This is a genomic window from Escherichia sp. MOD1-EC5950 (genome assembly GCF_002965345.1).
In the GTDB taxonomy this organism is placed as follows: domain Bacteria; phylum Pseudomonadota; class Gammaproteobacteria; order Enterobacterales; family Enterobacteriaceae; genus Escherichia; species Escherichia marmotae.
Window position 1 is genome coordinate 381,889 of the sequence record NZ_PTSR01000002.1, and the last position, 20,755, is coordinate 402,643.

A 20,755-nucleotide genomic window follows, 5' to 3' on the forward strand; every position below is an offset into this window, starting at 1 on the left:
ACATGCTGCGTTGTGTCAGGATATTGACGCAGATTTCATGTCGAGGACTACCATGAACAAGTTTTTATTTGCCGCTGCATTGATCATCAGCGGCCTGCTCGTTGGCTGTAATCAACTCACCCAGTACACGATTAGCGAACAAGAAATTAACCAGTCGCTTGCGAAACATAATAATTTCTCAAAAGATATCGGTTTGCCCGGTGTGGCTGATGCCCATATCGTTCTGACAAATCTGGCCAGTCAAATTGGCCGCGAAGAGCCAAATAAGATCACCTTAACCGGTGATGCCAATCTGGATATGAACTCTCTTTTCGGCAGCCAGAAAGCAACCATGAAACTGAAGCTGAAGGCGCTGCCGGTGTTTGATAAAGAAAAAGGCGCGATCTTCCTGAAAGAGATGGAAGTGGTCGACGCAACGGTGCAGCCAGAAAAAATGCAAACGGTAATGCAAACATTGCTTCCCTATTTGAACCAGGCACTACGCAATTACTTCAACCAGCAACCGGCTTACATTCTGCGCGAAGATGGTAGTCAGGGTGAAGCAATGGCGAAAAAACTGGCGAAAGGTATTGAGGTGAAACCTGGCGAAATTGTCATTCCGTTTACTGATTAAACACGAAGGGCGCATTCGCGCCCTTTATTTTTCGTGCAAAGGAAAACGTTTCCGCTTATCCTTTGTGTCCGGCAAAAACATCCCTTCAGCCGGAGCATAGAGATTAATGACTGCACCATCCCAGGTATTAAAGATCCGCCGCCCAGACGACTGGCACCTTCACCTCCGCGATGGCGACATGTTAAAAACTGTCGTGCCGTATACCAGCAAAACTTATGGCCGGGCCATCGTTATGCCCAATCTGGCTCCGCCCATAACGACCGTCGAAGCTGCCGTAGCGTATCGCCAGCGTATTCTTGACGCCGTACCTGCCGGACACGATTTCACCCCGCTGATGACCTGTTATTTAACAGATTCGCTGGCCCCCAATGAATTGGAGCGTGGATTTAACGAAGGCGTGTTCACCGCGGCAAAACTTTACCCGGCAAACGCTACCACCAACTCCAGCCACGGTGTGACGTCGGTTGACACTATCATGCCGGTACTTGAGCGAATGGAAAAAATTGGCATGCCGCTGCTGGTGCACGGAGAAGTTACACACGCCGATATCGACATTTTTGACCGTGAAGCCCGCTTTATTGAAACGGTTATGGAGCCACTGCGCCAGCGCCTGACTGCGCTGAAAGTGGTTTTTGAGCACATCACCACTAAAGATGCTGCCGAATATGTTCGTGACGGTAATGAATTGCTGGCCGCTACTATTACCCCCCAGCATCTGATGTTTAATCGTAACCATATGCTGGTTGGCGGTGTACGTCCGCACCTGTACTGCCTGCCCATTCTCAAACGTAATGTGCATCAACAGGCACTGCGTGAGCTGGTCGCCAGTGGCTTTAATCGCGTTTTTCTCGGGACTGACTCCGCACCACATGCACGTCATCGCAAAGAGAGTAGCTGCGGTTGTGCTGGCTGTTTTAATGCACCAACGGCGCTGGGCAGTTACGCCACTGTATTTGAAGAAATGGATGCGTTGCAGCACTTTGAAGCGTTCTGTTCTTTAAACGGCCCGCAGTTCTATGATTTACCGGTCAACGAATCGTTTATTGAACTGGTACGCGAAGAGCAACAAGTTGCTGAAAGCATCGCTCTGACCGACGACACGCTGGTGCCATTCCTGGCCGGAGAAACGGTTCGCTGGACAGTTAAACAATAAAAAAACGTAGCACCCTGTTGTCATTAGGTTATTTTACCTGTATAAATAACCAGTATATTTAACAGGGGGCTATTATGAGAATTGAAGTCACCATCGCGAAAACTTCTCCATTACCTGCCGGGGCTATTGACGCTCTGGCAGGTGAACTTTCCCGCCGTATTCAGTATGCGTTTCCTGATAACGAAAGCCATGTGTCTGTTCGTTATGCTTCAGCCAATAATTTATCGGTTATTGGCGCGACAAAAGAAGATAAACAACGTATTAGCGAAATTCTGCAAGAAACATGGGAAAGCGCAGATGACTGGTTCGTTAGCGAATAATATGCAGTAATGTTTGTTTTGCCGGGTCGCCCCGGCTTTTTTATTTTGCGTACAAATCTTCTACACTTCCTCAAAATAATTGCACAATATGCTAAAAAAATATGAATGACATGCTGTTTTATTGTTCATATAAATCTTAAAACCAAAAAAATATCTCTTTCCCCCTTTAAAAATTCGGTGAACACCCTTACTTATTGGTATACTGAAGTTGCTTCAGATAAAAACGCATTGAACCTCGAATAACGTTGTCTAGTAACACGAATTAGGGGGCCATGATGGAAAAAAACAATGAAGTCATTCAGACTCATCCGCTCGTAGGGTGGGACATCAGCACCGTTGATAGCTATGATGCGCTGATGTTGCGTTTGCACTACCAGACCCCAAATAAGTCCGAGCAGGAAGGGACTGAAGTTGGTCAGACACTCTGGTTAACTACTGATGTTGCCAGACAATTTATTTCGATATTAGAAGCAGGAATCGCCAAAATTGAATCTGGTGATTTCCATGTAAATGAGTATCGGCGTCATTAACATGACATGACCATCCACCCAAAAGGCACCTGACCGGTGCCTTTACCATTTCTGGGTTGTATATCTGCATTCACTTAATTACTCTGCTTGTACCATGAGAGCAGAGAGAAAAAAATGAAATACGATCTCATCATTATTGGCAGCGGTTCCGTAGGTGCTGCAGCCGGGTATTATGCCACCCAGGCCGGTTTGAAAGTGCTGATGACCGACGCCCATATGCCACCACATCAACACGGCAGTCACCACGGTGATACGCGATTAATTCGCCATGCTTATGGTGAAGGCGAAAAATATGTTCCGTTAGTGCTTCGCGCGCAAACGTTGTGGGATGAACTCTCCCATTACAACGAAGAAGACCCTATTTTTGTGCGCTCTGGCGTCATCAACCTTGGTCCATCTGACTCCAAATTCCTCACCAACGTTGCCCACAGTGCGGAACAGTGGCAACTCAACGTCGAAAAACTGGATGCGCAAGCGATTATGGCCCGCTGGCCGGAAATACGCGTCCCGGACAACTACATCGGCTTATTTGAAGCTGATTCCGGCTTTTTGCGCAGTGAACTGGCGATTAAAACCTGGATCAAACTGGCGAATGAAGCTGGCTGCGCGCAACTGTTTAATTGCCCGGTCACCGCTATTCACCATGATGACAACGGCGTAACCATTACAACGGCTGATGGCGAGTATCAGGCAAAGAAAGCGATCGTCTGCGCGGGAACCTGGGTAAAAGACCTGCTACCAGAACTCCCGATTCAGCCAGTACGCAAAGTATTTGCCTGGTATCAGGCAGATGGTCGTTATAGCATTAAAAATAAATTTCCGGCGTTTACTGGCGAACTGCCCAATGGCGATCAATATTACGGTTTTCCTGCCGAAAATGACGCTCTGAAGATTGGTAAACATAACGGTGGTCAGGTGATTCATTCCGCGGATGAACGAGTTCCATTTGCGGAAATTACCAGCGACGGTTCTGAAGCCTTCCCATTCTTGCGCCAGGTGTTGCCAGGTATTGGCTGCTGCCTGTACGGCGCTTCCTGCACCTATGATAATTCGCCTGACGAAGATTTTATTATCGATACCCTGCCCGGTCACGATAATACGCTGCTGATTACCGGCCTGAGTGGGCACGGCTTTAAATTTGCGTCGGTTTTAGGGGAAATAGCCGCTGACTTTGCACAAGACAAAAAAAGCAATTTTGATTTGACGCCATTCAGACTTTCCCGCTTCCAATAATCATCATTACGGCCTCCAAAATGAGGCCGTTTTTACAGGAGTTTTTTAATGCGTCGTTTGGTGAACTATCTCATCAATAATATTCGCGAACACTTCATGCTTTATCTTGTTCTTTGGTCACTGCTGGCGATTATGGATCTCATCTATGTATTTTATTTCTAACCCGTAATCACTGACATAAATTGACAAATATTTAATATCTCTTTCATTTGGTGTGAAAATTTGAATAAGCTTATTCCTGCAATAACCGCATTCACCAGATTTCACTCATCCTGAAACAACTAAACTTATGAAGATCTCTTCATTATTAAATCAAAATTATTGAAATAAAAATAAATATCATTCGAATTGTTATTTTTAAGTTGCAATTCATTCTCCGACACGCCATTTTCATTCTCTCGCAAATATGTTTCGGATGCCCTTATGCCACTTACAAATACCCCTGAACGCTATGGCGTTATATCAACAGCCTTTCATTGGCTAAGTGCAATCATTGTCTATGGCATGTTTGCTTTGGGTCTGTGGATGGTAACGCTCAGTTATTACGATGGCTGGTATCACAAAGCACCAGAACTGCATAAAAGCATCGGTATTCTGTTAATGATGGGGCTGGTTGTTCGTATTCTGTGGCGTGTCATATCCCCACCGCCAGGTCCGTTGCAAAATTATTCGCTTATGACTCGTCTTGGTGCAAAGACTGGACATCTTGCGCTGTACCTCTTGCTCTTCGCCATTGGCATCAGTGGCTATCTGATCTCTACCGCCGATGGCAAACCGATCAGCGTTTTTGGCTGGTTTGACGTTCCCGCAACCCTTGCCGATACTGGCGCGCAGGCTGACTTAGCCGGTGCCCTGCATTTTTGGCTGGCGTGGAGCGTGGTCGTTCTGTCCGTTATGCACGGATTTATGGCTCTGAAGCATCATTTCATCGATAAAGACGACACCCTGAAGCGCATGCTGGGAAAATCGTCATCTGACTATGGAGTTTAAAAAATGAAAAAAAGCCTGCTTGGTTTAACCTTCGCTTCACTGATGTTCTCTGCCGGTTCAGCTATCGCCGCCGATTATAAAATTGACAAAGAAGGCCAGCACGCCTTTGTCAATTTCCGCATCCAGCATCTGGGTTACAGTTGGTTGTACGGCACATTTAAAGATTTCGACGGTACATTTACGTTTGATGAAAAGGATCCTGCAGCCGATAAAGTGAATGTGACTATTAACACCACCAGTGTTGATACCAATCACGCCGAGCGCGATAAACATCTCCGCAGCGCGGATTTCCTTAATACAGCAAAATATCCGCAGGCAACCTTCTCCTCCACCAGCGTGAAGAAAAACGGTGACGAGCTGGATATTACTGGTGATCTGACGCTGAATGGCGTGACCAAACCAGTAACGCTGGAAGCGAAATTGATTGGCCAGGGCGACGATCCATGGGGCGGTAAACGTGCGGGTTTTGAGGCTGAAGGGAAAATTAAGCTAAAAGACTTCAATATCAAGACAGATTTAGGCGCGGCTTCGCAGGAAGTTGATCTGATTATTTCAGTTGAAGGCATACAACAGAAGTAGTGCTGAGATGTTGCCGGATGACACGCATCCGGCACGAATGTTTATTCTGTTGGATCAGGAATAACCAGTGTCATGTTCAGGCGTCCACGTGATTTATTAAAGATCTTATTGCCATTTTCCCGCCCGGCACGGAGACGTCGCTGTTCTTCTGGCGGTAACGCGCTTTCTTCACAGCAAATCTCACTACAACAGCCTTTGAATTTCTCGGCGCACGCCGGACACTGAATGAACAGCAGGTGGCAACCATCATTTTTGCAGTTGGTATGGCTGTCGCACGGTGTGCCACATTGATGACAATGCGCGATAATTTCATCAGAGATGCGCTCTCCCATCCGCTCATCAAAAACGAAATTTTTACCAATAAAGCGGACCGGCAGACCTTCTTCCCGCGCTTTGCGGGCGTATTCAATAATGCCGCCTTCGATATGCCAGACTTTATTGAATCCGCTATGTTTCATCCAGGCACTGGCCTTTTCGCAACGAATACCACCGGTGCAGTACATCACGATTTTTTTATCTTTATGCGCCTGCATCATCTCAACCGCTTTCGGCAGTTGCTCACGGAAGGTATCAGCCGGAATTTCGAGCGCGTTTTCAAAATGCCCCACTTCGTATTCATAGTGGTTGCGCATGTCGATAAACAGCGTATCTGGATCGTCAAGCATGGCGTTCACTTCCGCCGCTTGTAGATATTCCCCGACGTTACTGGCGTCAAATTGAGGATCGTCAATACCATCGGCAACAATTCGTTCGCGGACTTTCATGCGCAGCACCCAGAAGGATTTCCCGTCATCATCCAGCGCAATATTCAGACGTAATCCGTTTAAAGCAGGGTCAAAAGCATAAAGCTGTGCGCGAAATGTCTCTACGTTGCTCGCCGGTACGCTGATTTGTGCGTTGATCCCTTCACGTGCCAGATAGACCCGCCCAAAGACATTCAACGCAGTAAATAGCTGATATAAAGCATCGCGGGTCGCCCTGGGATCGGCAATTTGGAAATATTTATAGAACGACATGGTGGTGCGTGGTTCGCTCTCGGCCAGCATTTTGGCTTTCAGCGCGTCATTAGAAATGCGGTTGTGTAACACTGGCATGGTGTACGGTTCCTGCGGGTGGGTAAGTAAAAATCCGCGGCATCATATAGCAATTATCGATAATTAACATCCACACATTTTACGCTACATTTGCACATTAAAAATTAATAATGGTTTACATGCGCGGCAATTTCACCCAATCCCCGGTCACAAATTTTGGTTGCGGACGAAAAAATGCGACAATACATACAATTGCCCGTATAGGTTGAAAGACAGGATTGATATGACGAATCTACCCAAGTTCTCCACCGCACTGCTTCATCCGCGTTATTGGTTAACCTGGTTGGGTATTGGCGTACTTTGGTTGGTCGTTCAGTTACCCTACCCAATTATCTACCGCCTCGGCATCGCGGCGGGACGACTGGCGTTACGTTTTATGAAACGACGCGCCAAAATTGTGCACCGCAACCTGGAACTGTGCTTCCCGGAGATGAGTGAACAGGAACGCCGTGAAATGGTGGTGAAGAATTTCGAATCCGTTGGCATGGGGCTGATGGAGACTGGCATGGCATGGTTCTGGCCGGACCGTCGGGTTGCCCGTTGGACAGAAGTGATCGGCATGGAACATATCCGTGACGTGCAGGCACAAAAGCGCGGCATCCTGTTAGTTGGCATCCATTTTCTGACTCTGGAACTGGGCGCAAGGCAATTTGGTATGCAGGAACCGGGTATCGGTGTCTATCGCCCGAACGATAATCCATTGATCGACTGGCTGCAAACCTGGGGGCGTCTGCGTTCGAATAAATCGATGCTCGATCGCAAAGATTTAAAAGGAATGATTAAAGCACTGAAGAAAGGCGAAGTGGTCTGGTATGCACCAGATCACGATTACGGTCCACGCTCAAGCGTTTTTGTGCCGCTGTTTGCCGTTGAACAGGCGGCGACCACCAGCGGCACCTGGATGCTGGCCAGAATGTCTGGTGCGTGTCTGGTGCCGTTTGTTCCGCGTCGTAAGCCAGATGGCAAAGGGTATCAATTGATCATGCTGCCGCCAGAGTGTTCACCTCCGCTGGATAACGCTGAAACCACCGCTGCGTGGATGAATAAAGTGGTAGAAAAATGCATCATGATGGCGCCGGAACAGTACATGTGGCTGCATCGTCGCTTTAAAACGCGCCCGCAAGGCGTACCTTCTCGCTATTAATACATATTCACAGGCCGGATAAGATGCCTGCATCACATCCGGCCTGTCAGCATCAAATCCCCTGATTTAGCGATAAAAGCTCTCTGCGTTGCACCACCTATAAGTCAGGCGCATAATTAGTGTGCTTATTTTTTCTTCTTATGTTCACCGCGCCTGGCGCACCAACAGCGGATTGCTATGTCACCCTCTGATAATGACACCTCCATAAACTGGAAACGAAACCTGATCGTTGCCTGGCTAGGTTGTTTTCTCACCGGCGCCGCCTTCAGTCTGGTGATGCCGTTCTTACCCCTCTACGTTGAGCAACTTGGCGTCACCGGTCACAGTGAGCTGAATATGTGGTCCGGAATTGTCTTCAGTATTACCTTTTTATTTTCTGCTATCGCCTCCCCGTTTTGGGGCGGGCTTGCCGATCGCAAAGGCCGAAAAATTATGCTATTGCGCTCGGCTCTCGGGATGGGCATCGTGATGGTGTTGATGGGGTTGGCGCAAAATATCTGGCAGTTCCTGATCCTGCGGGCGCTACTGGGGCTGCTCGGTGGATTTGTTCCCAACGCCAACGCCTTAATCGCCACCCAGGTCCCACGCAACAAAAGCGGCTGGGCGCTGGGGACACTCTCTACCGGTGGGGTTAGTGGCGCGTTGCTCGGCCCAATGGCTGGCGGTCTGCTCGCGGATAGCTACGGCTTACGTCCGGTGTTCTTTATCACCGCTAGCGTGCTGCTACTCTGTTTTTTTGTCACCCTACTTTGTATCAAAGAAAAATTCCAACCGGTCAGCAAAAAAGAGATGCTGCACATGCGGGAAGTCGTAACGTCACTTAAAAACCCAAAACTGGTACTCAGCCTGTTTGTCACGACGTTAATTATCCAGATTGCCACCGGTTCAATCGCCCCAATCCTGACGCTGTATGTCCGCGAACTGGCCGGCAACGTCAGTAATATCGCGTTTATCAGCGGGATGATCGCCTCAGTCCCCGGCGTGGCAGCTCTGCTTAGCGCACCACGACTCGGCAAACTTGGCGATCGAATCGGACCAGAAAAGATTCTGATAACTGCGCTGATCTTTTCTGTACTGCTGTTGATCCCAATGTCTTATGTCCAGACGCCATTGCAACTGGGGATTTTACGGTTTTTACTCGGTGCTGCAGATGGTGCTTTGCTCCCCGCCGTACAGACGCTGCTGGTTTACAATTCGACCAACCAAATCGCCGGTCGCATTTTCAGTTATAACCAGTCGTTTCGTGATATTGGCAACGTTACGGGGCCATTGATGGGGGCCGCTATCTCAGCAAACTATGGCTTCCGGGCAGTATTTCTGGTTACTGCCGGAGTCGTTCTGTTTAACGCTGTCTATTCCTGGAACAGCCTGCGTCGCCGTCGATTCCCCCAGGTATCGAACTGATTTTTCGCCTTTCATACTTGCAAAAGCGGAGAATCAGCTATTCTTTCCCTGAATACCTCATCAAATCAAAGGGAGAATCGTGATGACTATGTACGCAACGCTTGAAGAAGCCATTGATGCCGCACGCGAAGAATTTCTTGCTGACAATCCCGGCATCGACGCCGAAGAAGCGAATGTGCAACAGTTCAATGTCCAAAAATACATTCTGCAAGATGGCGACATTATGTGGCAGGTTGAGTTTTACGCCGATGAAGGCGAAGAAGGTGAATGCCTGCCAATGTTCAGTGGAGAAGCCGCACAGAGCATATTTGATGGCGATTATGATGAGATTGAAATCCGCCAGGAATGGCAGGAAGAAAATACTCTGCATGAATGGGACGAAGGCGAATTCCAGCTTGAGCCTCCGCTGGATACCGAAGAAGGGCGCACAGCAGCCGATGAGTGGGATGAACGTTAATTACTCATATGCTCCGTGGTGAATGTCGATCGGCAGCAGTAAGGTATCAAAGACTAAAGAGAATGGAAGATCAAGGATCGTGACATAGCGCCATGCGGAGTCACGCACATCCCATTGCACACCTGGATAATATTGATTGCCATGCCCCTGCCCCGGTATGGTGCGGCTGATGATGCTGCCACAACCACTCAGCAAAGCAACCATGATGCCTACCAAAATGAAACGCATTCGTACCCTCTTCTGTAAAAAAATACCGGCATTACGCCGGTATTTTTATTGGCTCGTTGTTTTTGCCGGATGTGGCGTGAACGCCTTATCCGATCTACGAAACCTTGCAAATTCAATATATTGCAGGTAACTACGCTTTATTGCGAAGCCACATCCGGTTTACGTAATGCCAGTGGATTCAGCTTTATCCCTTCGTAGTAACTCACCCATGAAGAATATTTCTCCGGGGAATTCCACACACGGAAATGCAGGCGTGCCATGGTCACCGGATCGCTCAACAGCACCAGGCGGCGATCGCGATTCAGCTTCTCTGGCGTCTCGTTCAGCGCCTGTTCAACGTGGCGATCGCGGGCGATTTCCAGCACCTTACTGGCGCGGTGACGCGCGGTGGCCATTGCCATTGCCAGGGCATTAAACGACGGATTAAACACCGCGTGCATAAAGCCATCGTCGAGAGAACGTTGACGGTTCATCTCAAGGAAACGATCGGTATCGACCAGTACCTGCGGCGGTGAATACTCTTCCGGGATCAGGAACAGTTTCCAGCGTTTCGTGCGCAAACCAACGGTTGTACGGCTGGAGATCACCGAAACAAACGGTGACAGGATCAACGAGAAGACAATCGGTGCCAGCCAGAACAGAAAACGCAGATCCAGCCACGCCATACCGACCGCCCACACTAACCCCAGCAATAACTGAGAGCCGTGGCGTTTAAACGCTTCGCCCCAGGAAGTGGAGTCATCATCACGCTGCGGTGAATTCCACACCACTTCCCAACCGAGGAAGGCGCTGACCACGAATACCGTATGAAACAGCATGCGTACCGGTGCCAACAACACGGAGAACAGCACTTCTAACAACAACGATAACGTCACGCGCCAGAAGCCGCCATACTCTTTCGTCCCTTTGCACCAGATGAGCAAAATACTCAACAACTTCGGCAGGAACAGCAGCACCATGGTCGAGGCAAACAGCGCAATAGCCAGTTCAGGACGCCACTGTGGCCACACCGGGAACAACTGCCGTGGTTGCAGAAAGTATTGCGGCTCGGTCAGCGCGTGCACTACCTGCAATGCGGTAGAAAGCGCGAGGAACATAAACCACAGCGGTGCGGAAAGATAAGACATCACACCTGTCAGGAACACCGCGCGGTGTACCGGGTGCATCCCTTTCACCAGGAACAGACGGAAGTTCATCAAGTTACCGTGGCACCAGCGGCGGTCACGTTTTAGCTCATCAAGCAGATTAGGCGGCAACTCTTCATAAGAGCCAGGAAGATCGTAAGCAATCCATACCCCCCAGCCTGCACGGCGCATCAGTGCGGCTTCCACAAAGTCATGCGAAAGAATTGAACCAGCAAATGATCCTTCACCAGGCAGCGGTGCCAGCGCACAATGCTCGATAAACGGTTTCACGCGGATTATCGCGTTATGCCCCCAGTAGTGCGACTCACCGAGTTGCCAGAAGTGCAAACCGGCAGTGAACAATGGCCCATAGACACGGGTAGCAAACTGCTGGCAGCGCGCATACAACGTATCCATACCGGACGCTTTCGGTGAAGACTGGATAATCCCGGCATTCGGATTGGCTTCCATCAGGCGCACCAGACCACACAAGCAATCACCGGTCATCACTGAGTCGGCATCCAGCACCACCATGTAGCTGTACTGACTGCCCCAGCGACGGCAGAAGTCATCGATATTACCGCTCTTACGCTTCACGCGACGACGGCGACGGCGATAGAAAATCTGACCTTCGCCACCGACTTCAGCGATCAGCTCCATCCACGCTTTTTGTTCTGCCACACAGATGTCTGGGTTGTAGCTGTCACTCAGAATATAGACATCAAAGTGTTGAGCATTGCCGGTGGCTTTTACCGATTCCCACGTTGCGCGCAAGCCTGCAAAGACGCGGTTCACATCCTCATTACAAATAGGCATGATCAATGCCGTGCGATGCTCCGGATTTAACGGCTCATCACCAACGGTTGACGCAGATATACTGTATTTATCGCGACCAATAAGTAACTGCAGGAAGCCCATCAGCGCCGTCCAGAACCCGGCAGACACCCAACAGAAAAGAACAGCGAAGAGGATCAGAATGCCGGTTTGCAGCATATAAGGCAGGAGCTGCATGAAGGAAACCCACAGATCCTGACCAACCATATCAACCGGATTAATCAACGCCCATCCCTGATACGGCAGAATCGTCTTCATGTACCAGGTGGCGACAACAGTTTGCGCCAACGTCAGGATAAGCAGGATGTAACGACGGATTGTCCCGACGGTACGCCACTTTTGCTCACTTTCCTGCTCTTCTTTGGTCAACCGGGCCAGATAGCGCGGCGTCACATCGCGCCCACGCAGACGATCCCAGAATCGCCCTACCGGATTAGTTCGCCACGGATCGGGAAACATAGAGGAGCGTTTTGCTTTCGGCATTGCCTGAAGCTGGTCGCGTCCTTCGTCGTCTTTAATTAACTGTCCATCAGCAAGCGAATCAGGCCAGGCTTGTTCCAGACGTGCCTTTACCGAGCCTTGTGGGGAGTCATCCTCCCGCGCATAGATCCGGTGTTCAGCATCCAGCGCCTGATGAACAGCGCGGATATCGGTCTTCGGCAATGCCGCTTTCTCGCTTGCAGAGATGGGCATTGCGTCAATGTACTCGGTTGTCTTATTCATTGGCAGGTAACTGGTAGCTCCAGGTTTCACTCAACGTCTGATCGGCATTCACCAGCGCAGCACGCATTTCAGTGGTTTTCTTGGCATCTTTCACTTTCACACGCATCACCAGACGCCAGCCTTTAGTAACCGGGTTATAACGCACCGTGCTTTCGACAATCTCACCATTATCGCCAATGCTGGTTTGCGCGGTGACCGGCGTATCCTCTGGCAGTTTTTTCATTTCTGCGCCGGTGAAATCGACCACAAAGGCAATAGTGCCATCAGGCTGGCGAATCAGGTTCGACTGCTTTACATCGCCCGTTGAACGACGCGTCTGCTGCACCCAGGCGTTATCAGGCGCGTGAAGTTTGTCTTCGTCACGACTGAAGGTGATGGTGTATTTAAAGTTCATCTCTTTGCCCGGCTCCGGCAACTGATCCGGTGTCCAGTAAGCGACGATGTTATCGTTGGTTTCATCGTTGGTTGGAATTTCTACCAGCTCAACGCTGCCTTTACCCCACTCCCCTTTCGGCGTTACCCAGGCGCTAGGACGCAAATCATAACGATCGTCGAGATCTTCAAAACGGGAGAAATCGCGGCCGCGTTGCAGTAGACCGAAACCTTGAGGGTTCTCCATCGAGAAACTGCTGATCGCCAGATGTTTCGGGTTGTTCAGCGGACGCCAGATCCACTCACCGTTACCAGCATGGATAGAAAGGCCGTTAGAATCGTGCAATTCCGGACGATAGTTATTCGCCGGAGATGGCTGATTCGGCCCGAACAGGAACATACTGGTTAACGGTGCAACGCCCAGTTTGCCGACTTTATCGCGCAGGTAAATTTTCGATTGCACATCAACAACCGTGTCACGTCCCGGCATAACAACGAACTTGTAAGCGCCTGTCGCACGCGGCGAATCAAGCAGCGCATAAATCGTTAAACGTTTGTCAGTCGGTTTTGGACGCTCGATCCAGAATTCTTTAAATCGCGGAAATTCTTCACCGGATGGCAAAGCGGTATCAATTGCCAGGCCACGGGCAGAAAGACCGTAAACCTGACCTGCGCCAATCACGCGAAAATAGCTGGCCCCGAGCATGCTGACGATTTCATCGTTTTTATCTTTGCTGTTGATCGGGTAAAGCACTTTAAAACCGGCGAAGCCAAGGTCTTTTACCGTGTCTTTGTCATGCTGAACATCACCGAAAGTGAAATAATCCGGACTGTATTTGATTCTTTTTACTGCCGTTGCGGTGACTTCGTTGATTTTGACCGGCGTGTCGAAGTACATACCTTGATGGTAGAACTCGAGCTTGAATGGGGTCTTCAGATTGTTCCAGTAGGCTTTGTCATGATTAAACTGGATCTGCTGATAGTCCGCGTATTTCATGTCGCGGAAAACGGAGGGCAAGTTACTTTTAGGTGCCTCATAGCCTTTCCCGGCTAAGGATTGAGCTTGCTTTGCGACATCGTCAATGCTGAAGGCCCAGCCTGGCGATGTATACAGAGTTAACATTACTGCAGCGCTCAACCAACGCATTTTCATCATTTGTAGTTTATGTTTCATAATAAGTAAGCACTTCCCCCTTTGTGTGCTTATATCGATCCGATCCATTTTAATGGATAACCAGCCATTCCGACAACAGAATCCCGGTATTATTCGGCGTACCGGCTCATGGATTAAGCACCTGATTGCAACCGTTTTCACTTTCCGTGCTTCTCCTAAAGACAGAAGGAGCGAGTTCGTGTAGGGTTTGCCAGCAAATTTATTTATCAACCGTCTTACAGGCGCTTCCATTTTGGTTCGTGGTAGCGGTTATGCCGCATAAAAACACACTTGAAATCTGCGCCACATGTGGCCAGGTCGGTGTCGCTACGGCAAAAGCCTAAAGGCATTACCCGGTCGGGATAAGACGAAAAATCCGAGATTAGTTAACCATATATGAATCCAGTACCCGCGCAGCGTGAATATTTCCTCGACTCCATCCGCGCATGGTTGATGTTGTTAGGGATCCCTTTTCATATTTCTTTAATTTATTCAAGCCACACCTGGCATGTGAATAGCGCAGAACCATCATGGTGGCTGACGCTTTTTAACGATTTTATCCACGCCTTCCGTATGCAGGTATTTTTCGTTATTTCCGGGTATTTTTCCTACATGCTGTTTTTGCGCTACCCATTGAAAAAATGGTGGAAAGTGCGCGTTGAGCGCGTAGGTATCCCGATGTTAACGGCAATTCCCCTGCTCACCTTGCCGCAATTCATTATGCTGCAATATGTCAAAGGCAAAGCGGAAAGCTGGCCTGGGCTATCATTGTATGACAAATATAATACTCTGGCCTGGGAATTAGTCTCGCATCTGTGGTTTTTACTGGTGCTGGTCGTTATGACGACACTGTGCGTGTGGATATTTAAGCGCATCAGAAATAATTTAGAAAATTCAGATAAGGCGAATAAATCTTTCTCGATGGTTAAGCTATCGATATTATTTTTCTGTCTGGGTGTTGGCTATGCAGCAATAAGAAGAACACTATTTATCATTTATCCGCCCATTTTAAGCGATGGCATGTTCAATTTTATTTTCATGCAGACGCTGTTTTATATGCCGTTCTTTATTCTCGGTGCACTGGCTTTCATTTTTCCTAACCTTAAAGCTTTGTTTACCACCCCATCTCGCGGCTGTACCCTCGCGGCAGCACTGGCATTTATGGCTTATTTGCTCAATCAACGTTACGGCAGTGGCGATGCATGGATGTATGAAACTGAGTCGGTGATCACGATGGTGCTCGGACTGTGGATGGTTAATGTGGTCTTCTCCTTCGGCCACCGCCTGCTTAATTTTCAGTCGGCACGGGTAACTTATTTTGTCAACGCGTCGCTGTTTATCTACCTGGTTCACCACCCGTTAACGCTCTTTTTCGGCGCATACATCACCCCGCATATCTCCTCAAATTGGCTTGGTTTTCTCTGCGGTCTGATATTTGTGATAGGGATTGCGATAATTCTGTACGAAATTCATTTACGCATTCCGTTGCTGAAGTTTTTATTCTCTGGCAAACCGAACGTGAAGCGTGAGAATGATAAAGCGCCAGCCCGTTAAGCCACGTTTATAATAACCATTCTACGGGCAATATTGACGCCAGTCTGACCATAACCCGCTTCCAGAAACTGGTTGCGGGTTCTTTTTTGAGGATAATATCTTCCTTCCCATGACGATCGACCCAGTTGATCCTTCCCCAACGATCCAAACGGAGCTGCCAGGCCGCATCATACTGACTCTGCATAAAGCGTTTATCGATTAATTGCGCCAGCGTTTCACTCTCTATCACCAGGCCCATTTCAGTATTGAGCAGCGTTGAACGCGGATCGAAATTGAATGAGCCAATAAACACAATTTTGCCATCGACACTAAACGTTTTGGCATGCAGACTTGCGCCAGAATTCCCGGTTATACCGCGATCGTGCAGCGTTCCGCTCTGTTCCCGCGTCGGCTTCAGTTCATATAATTCAACGCCATAGCGGAGCAATTTTTTGCGCCAGCGGGCATACCCGGCATGAACGACAGCGACATCGTTAGCGGCAAGTGAATTGGTTAAGATAGCTATCTTGACCCCTTTTCTCACCATTCGTAAAAGCTGCGCCACTCCCGCGCGCGTTGGCACAAAATAGGAAGAGATAATATCAATACGTTCGCTGGGTGAGCCCATGATATCGAACAGACGTTGCGGCAGCAGTGAATGGCGTTTTGCCTTGCCCTCCCCTTTCGCGGGATCATCACTTAATAAACGCGTTCTTGCCCAGATTAGCGGCAATGTCCCGTCAACCAGTTGATTTATAAAAGGACTTAACTCCATTTGGCGCAAATAGCGATGTGTCCCGGTGTCGTTGTACCAGGACGCAGGTAGCTCAATGCGGTCAGCCATTTCGCCATCGGGAACATCCAGCACCTGCTGCAACGGTGAAACCGATTTGCAATACCAGTAGCGGGCGAAATCATCGGCAACGTCCTCAACTACTGGCCCGATTGCCATGACATCTAAATCAGAAAAAAGCGGCTCTTCCCCCGCACCAAAATAAGCGTCGCCAATGTTTCGCCCGCCCACCAGCGTTACCACACCATCAACGGTAAAACTTTTATTATGCATACGGCGATTGAGGCGGGAAAAATCGGTGATATAGCCAAGCGGGCGCAACAAACGAAACGAGAAAGGATTGAAAAGCCGGACTTCAATACGCGGGTGACTATCGAGCAAGCGTAAAATGTCATCAAGCCCGGGGGTATTGTTGTCATCGAGCAACAACCGGACGCGAACGCCACGCTTCGCTGCGGCTAACAGGGCGGAAAACAGCAACCGCCCCGACATATCGTCCTGCCAAATGTAGTACTGAACATCCAGCGTATGTTCCGCCATTTCCGCCAGATAATATCTTGCGGCAAACGCATCCAGGCTTTTATCAAGAGGGAAAATGCCGCATTTTCCAGGATGTTGCGAGCACAACGGCAGCACCGCGCTCGCCAGCCGGGGCAAATCATTCATCTCCTTGTTGGGTAAGGAGTCTTTCGTAGAGGTGGGTGTTTTCTGCATCATAACAGACAAAGTATACTTGCTCAGGTAAAGCGTGACGGGTAATAAATTCCGAAACGGTTTTTACAGCTATTTCAGCCGCAGCAGCACGCGGGTAACCATATACACCAGTGCTAATGGCAGGAAAAGCCACTGACGAATAACCGTTCGCAGCCACCAGTCGCAGACTATTGAGATAGGCATCCTGCAATAACTGGTCTTCATTTTGTTCGCCCCCGCGCCAGACTGGCCCAACGGTATGCACAACTGCTTTGGCAGGAAGATCGCCTGCAAGAGTAATGACTGCATGTCCCATAGGGCAATCGCCCTGTTGCTGACGAACTTTTAAACAAGCATCCAGCAAGGCCGGACCAGCAGCGCGATGAATAGCGCCATCAACACCGCCGCCCCCCATTAATGATGGATTTGCCGCATTAACAATAACATCAACGGCCAGTTTGGTAATATCACCCTGCACAACATGAATACGCGATTTCATAACGCCTCCTTACACCATCTTGTTCCTTAAGTGTACAGCAGGGCTTTTAGGGAAATCGCATTTTTGTTGTCAGCAACGTGAGTTGCTCAGAAACTTAGTTATATTCGATGTTCATCACAGCCAGCTTTTTCTGCTCATCAAGGTACTGCACTTTTACTGAGGCAATTTGCGGATTTTTGACGTTACCGCTCATCAACTCTTTGCTGGAATAGGTTTTGTCCGGAACCGAACCATTCTGCATACAGGTCATTTCTGGTGGTGCCTGAAGAGTACTGACATCACATGTCGGTTCTACAATTTGACCACGAAAATAGATCACGCCACCTTGTGCATTACTGCCTGCGATGGCAATAAAAGGGTAAACCAGACTGCCGAGCATAAGAGAGTTTAAAAATGGTCTGAACATTTATTCTATTTCCTCAATGATTAATCATCCTTGAGGGTTGCTGTTATCCATACTGTCAGGTTGGCCGATTCGCATCAGACCATTCTCTCCCGATTCATTTTATGCTCAATATATCAACGCATTAAGACTTTCCTGAAGATGGCGGCCATTGTTGTGATAAATGCAGTGACTGTCCATCAGAAACAGTAACAACTATTTTCACTCGATCGTCCGGGGAAATATTTAAGCTCAATTTTGTCAAAGCAATGGGTTGATTAGCGGGCACTGAGAGGGTCTTTTCTTGCTTCGTCTGGCTTTGCCCAGAACTGCCTTCGCGCAGAGACAATATTTGTACCCGACACAGGCAAGATTGTGTCAGGGTGACTTCAGGGATAATGGTGTACATGTCGCCTTGCTGGGTCGTATTAAAGGTTATCTGGCTGGAAAGCGCCGCGAGAAGTAATAACGCGTTCATACTATTCTCCCGAAAAAAAACAGGGCTTACGCCCTGTTTCTGTCATACAAATTCTGTATTAGTACTGATGAGCGGTCGCGTTGTTACCAAAGCCAACCTGAGTTACGTTGACGCTGGAGTTAGATGCAGTCTGGTCAACAGCAGCACCGTTACCACCACCGAACTGTTTAACGGTCATAGTAGAATCTTTACCATTCCACTGATCGAGAGTAGCGCTGTTACCGAAACCACGCTGAGTCAGATCGATTGAGCTGTCATCAGAACCTTGTCCAACATCAGCGCCGTTACCGCCGCCATGCTGGGTAATAGTCAGATCGGAGTTGCGGGCATCAGCCTGCAATGCAACAGCAGAGTTACCGCCGCCGTACTGGTAAATATTCAGCTCTGAATTCGGGCCGCTGTTATTGCCGCCACCACCGTGGTTGCCGCCGCCACCGCCGCCGTACTGAGGAATAGCACCTGCCAGAGCACTACCAGAGAATACGATTGCTGCAATTGCTGCTACTTTTAAAAGTTTCATGTAAAACCCCCATCGGATTGATTTAAAAGTCGTATGGAAATTAACGTTGTGTCACGCGAATAGCCATTTGCGACTGTCTCTGCACTACAATTGCCGTTTTTTGAGTACCATACTGAGTAATATTTGCTTTATTACCAGAACCTTTCTGGATAATCATTGCAGTATTACCATATGCGCCTTGCGATATACTGGCATCGTTGGCATTGCCCGTCTGGTCAATATACGCAAGGTTATAATCTCCTTTCTGGTCAATCCTGGCTCGGTTACTATTACCTTCTTGCGAAATAACCGACAAAAGTTTAGAGCCTCCCTGCCGTAACTGCGCGCTATTATTAGCGCCAGTTTGACCAATTATGGCTGCCTGATTAAATGAAGACTTACTCAATTCATTTACCGCAAAGTTATATTCTGAATTAGCCAAATCATAACCTGCCGCGGCTGCAATCCCAGGCGCACCCAGTACTGTTAACATCATAAATAACAATCTGTTTTTCATGTTGTCACCCTGGACCTGGTCGTACATTAAAGAAATTTAAATCACTTCAACTTGGTTGTTAACGCAAACCGCTTTTTGTTAACGCTGCGTTACGATGGAAAGTATGTCTGTAGAAATATTTTTAATAACTCACCCACGCGTTGTATTTTTCTTTTTTTGTTCATACCAAAGTATTAAAACTCGCGTAAATACGCTGTTATTTACGTAAAAATATTTTGTTTACTTTTAAATTGCTATTTTTTGACCGCAAAAATTCAACGGACGGCCTCTCTGCACAAGTCGAGAAGATTACGTCGATATGTCTGTTCAACAAGCCGTGACAAACATCGTCTTTTTGCAGCAAAAATTTGTCCAGGGAGAACCTCCGAAAAATTAAGAAATTTCCGCGCAACAAAAGGACTATGTGGGAATAAATTTTATATGCATAATTATGGACTTAGCGTTATTTGTATGACTTTTTAAAATTGTGCAATAAAAGCCATATGTACAACTTTTCTATCATTTCTAAACTTAATCACCCCGCAGTGTTAACATTTTTAAATGACAGATTACATTTTGTTACACGTTTAACACTTGCTTTAAGATTTGTAATAGCTAGATTGAAATCAGATGTAATCCATTAGTTTTATATTTTACCCATTTAGGGTTGATTTATTACTACACACAGCAGTGCAACATCTGTCAGTACTTCTGGTGCCTCTATTTTTAGAGGTAGCTGTCAGGTGTGCGATTAATAAAAAAAAGCGGGGTTTCATCATGTTTAATGAAGTCCATAGTGTTCATGGTCATACTTTACTGTTGATCACTAAACCTTCCTTGCAGGCGACAGCGTTATTGCAGCATTTAAAACAATCGCTGGCAATCACAGGAAAACTGCATAATATTCAACGTTCTCTGGACGATATATCTTCTGGCTGCATTATTCTGTTGGATATGATGGAAGCAGATAAAAAGCTCATTCATTACTGGCAGGATACATTAAGCAGAAAACACAACAACATTAAAACAATGTTGTTAAATACCCCAGATGATTATCCGTACCGCGACATTGAAAACTGGCCACATATCAATGGTGTTTTTTACGCCATGGAGGATCAAGAACGCGTAGTCAATGGGTTGCAAGGCGTCTTACGTGGTGAATGCTACTTTACGCAAAAGCTTGCCAGTTACCTGATTACACATTCCGGTAACTATCGTTATAACAGCACGGAATCTGCCCTCCTTACTCATAGGGAAAAAGAGATCCTTAATAAGCTGCGTATCGGCGCCTCCAATAACGAGATTGCTCGTTCGCTGTTCATCAGCGAAAATACGGTTAAAACGCATCTTTATAATCTTTTCAAGAAGATAGCTGTAAAAAACCGAACACAAGCGGTCTCATGGGCAAACGATAACCTCAGGCGATAAAGC

Annotated in this window: 23 protein-coding genes; 13 read left to right on the forward strand and 10 right to left on the reverse strand. The window is 48.0% G+C overall.

All coding sequences use genetic code 11. From position 1 onward, the window contains the following. The first annotated feature begins 52 nt into the window (after window positions 1-52). The 8 genes from BEA93_RS04260 (at window position 53) to BEA93_RS04295 (ending at window position 5,418) form a co-directional block, all read left to right on the forward strand. Entirely contained in the window at window positions 53-613 is a 561-nt protein-coding gene (locus BEA93_RS04260) for a lipoprotein (protein ID WP_001516173.1), read from the forward strand. Window positions 614-719: 106 nt separating this feature from the next. Further along, window positions 720-1,766, forward strand: a complete 1,047-nt coding sequence (gene pyrC, locus BEA93_RS04265; protein ID WP_105224283.1) for a dihydroorotase — start codon at window positions 720-722, stop codon at window positions 1,764-1,766. A gap of 74 nt (window positions 1,767-1,840) precedes the next feature. Then, a complete protein-coding gene (gene dinI / locus BEA93_RS04270; RefSeq protein ID WP_001217758.1) occupies window positions 1,841-2,086 on the forward strand; it encodes a DNA damage-inducible protein I in 246 nt (81 codons plus the stop codon). Window positions 2,087-2,361: 275 nt separating this feature from the next. Further along, window positions 2,362-2,616 carry a biofilm formation regulator BssS gene (bssS, locus tag BEA93_RS04275; RefSeq protein WP_000414435.1) on the forward strand — a complete coding sequence of 85 codons (255 nt, stop codon included), beginning with the start codon at window positions 2,362-2,364 and terminating at the stop codon, window positions 2,614-2,616. Between the two features lie 114 nt (window positions 2,617-2,730). Beyond that, window positions 2,731-3,849: an N-methyl-L-tryptophan oxidase gene (gene solA / locus BEA93_RS04280; protein WP_016261903.1), complete on the forward strand. Its 1,119-nt coding sequence runs from the start codon at window positions 2,731-2,733 to the stop codon at window positions 3,847-3,849. Window positions 3,850-3,897: 48 nt separating this feature from the next. Continuing rightward, a complete protein-coding gene (locus BEA93_RS04285) occupies window positions 3,898-4,011 on the forward strand; it encodes a YceO family protein (protein ID WP_001253738.1) in 114 nt (37 codons plus the stop codon). A 261-nt stretch (window positions 4,012-4,272) separates the two neighbouring features. Further along, window positions 4,273-4,839 (forward strand): cytochrome b, encoded by a 567-nt coding sequence (locus BEA93_RS04290; RefSeq protein WP_010377234.1) that lies wholly within the window; start codon window positions 4,273-4,275, stop codon window positions 4,837-4,839. 3 nt (window positions 4,840-4,842) lie between these two features. After that, window positions 4,843-5,418, forward strand: coding sequence for a YceI family protein (locus BEA93_RS04295; protein ID WP_000749251.1), 576 nt, complete (start codon window positions 4,843-4,845; stop codon window positions 5,416-5,418). 41 nt (window positions 5,419-5,459) lie between these two features. On the opposite strand, the gene trhO is transcribed toward BEA93_RS04295, so the two are convergent. Next, window positions 5,460-6,512, reverse strand: a complete 1,053-nt coding sequence (gene trhO / locus BEA93_RS04300) for an oxygen-dependent tRNA uridine(34) hydroxylase TrhO (protein ID WP_105224282.1) — start codon at window positions 6,510-6,512, stop codon at window positions 5,460-5,462. Window positions 6,513-6,735: 223 nt separating this feature from the next. On the opposite strand from trhO, the gene lpxL reads away from it, so the two are divergent. The 3 genes from lpxL (at window position 6,736) to BEA93_RS04315 (ending at window position 9,517) form a co-directional block, all read left to right on the forward strand. Continuing rightward, the gene (gene lpxL / locus BEA93_RS04305) at window positions 6,736-7,656 is read left to right on the forward strand and encodes a kdo(2)-lipid IV(A) lauroyltransferase (RefSeq protein WP_001516170.1); all 921 of its coding nucleotides are present in this window, start codon (window positions 6,736-6,738) and stop codon (window positions 7,654-7,656) included. A 177-nt stretch (window positions 7,657-7,833) separates the two neighbouring features. After that, window positions 7,834-9,060 carry a multidrug efflux MFS transporter MdtG gene (gene mdtG, locus BEA93_RS04310; protein WP_016248582.1) on the forward strand — a complete coding sequence of 409 codons (1,227 nt, stop codon included), beginning with the start codon at window positions 7,834-7,836 and terminating at the stop codon, window positions 9,058-9,060. A gap of 82 nt (window positions 9,061-9,142) precedes the next feature. Further along, window positions 9,143-9,517 carry a MysB family protein gene (locus BEA93_RS04315; RefSeq protein WP_001516169.1) on the forward strand — a complete coding sequence of 125 codons (375 nt, stop codon included), beginning with the start codon at window positions 9,143-9,145 and terminating at the stop codon, window positions 9,515-9,517. Here the strand turns inward: BEA93_RS04315 and BEA93_RS04320 are convergent, their stop codons facing one another. The 3 genes from BEA93_RS04320 to mdoG form a co-directional block, all read right to left on the reverse strand. Further along, the gene (locus BEA93_RS04320; protein WP_001211026.1) at window positions 9,518-9,745 is read right to left on the reverse strand and encodes a YceK/YidQ family lipoprotein; all 228 of its coding nucleotides are present in this window, start codon (window positions 9,743-9,745) and stop codon (window positions 9,518-9,520) included. 137 nt (window positions 9,746-9,882) lie between these two features. Next, window positions 9,883-12,426 carry a glucans biosynthesis glucosyltransferase MdoH gene (mdoH, locus tag BEA93_RS04325; protein ID WP_010377224.1) on the reverse strand — a complete coding sequence of 848 codons (2,544 nt, stop codon included), beginning with the start codon at window positions 12,424-12,426 and terminating at the stop codon, window positions 9,883-9,885. Continuing rightward, a complete protein-coding gene (mdoG, locus tag BEA93_RS04330; RefSeq protein ID WP_010377222.1) occupies window positions 12,419-13,954 on the reverse strand; it encodes a glucans biosynthesis protein MdoG in 1,536 nt (511 codons plus the stop codon). Before mdoG ends, mdoH begins: the two co-directional genes overlap by 8 nt. A gap of 393 nt (window positions 13,955-14,347) precedes the next feature. Here mdoG and mdoC point away from each other — a divergent pair, with 393 nt between their 5' ends. Then, entirely contained in the window at window positions 14,348-15,505 is a 1,158-nt protein-coding gene (mdoC, locus tag BEA93_RS04345; protein ID WP_105224281.1) for a glucans biosynthesis protein MdoC, read from the forward strand. A 7-nt stretch (window positions 15,506-15,512) separates the two neighbouring features. Here mdoC and clsC read toward each other — a convergent pair whose 3' ends face one another. The 6 genes from clsC to csgB all read right to left on the reverse strand — a co-directional run bounded on the left by clsC (window position 15,513) and on the right by csgB (window position 19,345). Then, window positions 15,513-16,994, reverse strand: coding sequence for a cardiolipin synthase ClsC (gene clsC / locus BEA93_RS04350; RefSeq protein WP_016261899.1), 1,482 nt, complete (start codon window positions 16,992-16,994; stop codon window positions 15,513-15,515). Continuing rightward, window positions 16,936-17,469, reverse strand: a complete 534-nt coding sequence (gene ymdB / locus BEA93_RS04355) for an O-acetyl-ADP-ribose deacetylase (RefSeq protein WP_105224280.1) — start codon at window positions 17,467-17,469, stop codon at window positions 16,936-16,938. Before ymdB ends, clsC begins: the two co-directional genes overlap by 59 nt. 94 nt (window positions 17,470-17,563) lie before the next feature. After that, the gene (locus BEA93_RS04360; RefSeq protein ID WP_000489594.1) at window positions 17,564-17,875 is read right to left on the reverse strand and encodes a type 1 fimbrial protein; all 312 of its coding nucleotides are present in this window, start codon (window positions 17,873-17,875) and stop codon (window positions 17,564-17,566) included. A gap of 121 nt (window positions 17,876-17,996) precedes the next feature. Further along, the gene (csgC, locus tag BEA93_RS04365) at window positions 17,997-18,329 is read right to left on the reverse strand and encodes a curli assembly chaperone CsgC (RefSeq protein ID WP_000992824.1); all 333 of its coding nucleotides are present in this window, start codon (window positions 18,327-18,329) and stop codon (window positions 17,997-17,999) included. A gap of 58 nt (window positions 18,330-18,387) precedes the next feature. Further along, window positions 18,388-18,849 carry a curli major subunit CsgA gene (csgA, locus tag BEA93_RS04370; protein ID WP_000771420.1) on the reverse strand — a complete coding sequence of 154 codons (462 nt, stop codon included), beginning with the start codon at window positions 18,847-18,849 and terminating at the stop codon, window positions 18,388-18,390. Window positions 18,850-18,889: 40 nt separating this feature from the next. Beyond that, entirely contained in the window at window positions 18,890-19,345 is a 456-nt protein-coding gene (gene csgB / locus BEA93_RS04375; RefSeq protein ID WP_001516164.1) for a curli minor subunit CsgB, read from the reverse strand. Between the two features lie 756 nt (window positions 19,346-20,101). Here csgB and csgD point away from each other — a divergent pair. Further along, window positions 20,102-20,752 (forward strand): biofilm master transcriptional regulator CsgD, encoded by a 651-nt coding sequence (gene csgD, locus BEA93_RS04380; protein WP_000481523.1) that lies wholly within the window; start codon window positions 20,102-20,104, stop codon window positions 20,750-20,752. Window positions 20,753-20,755 lie beyond the last annotated feature (3 nt).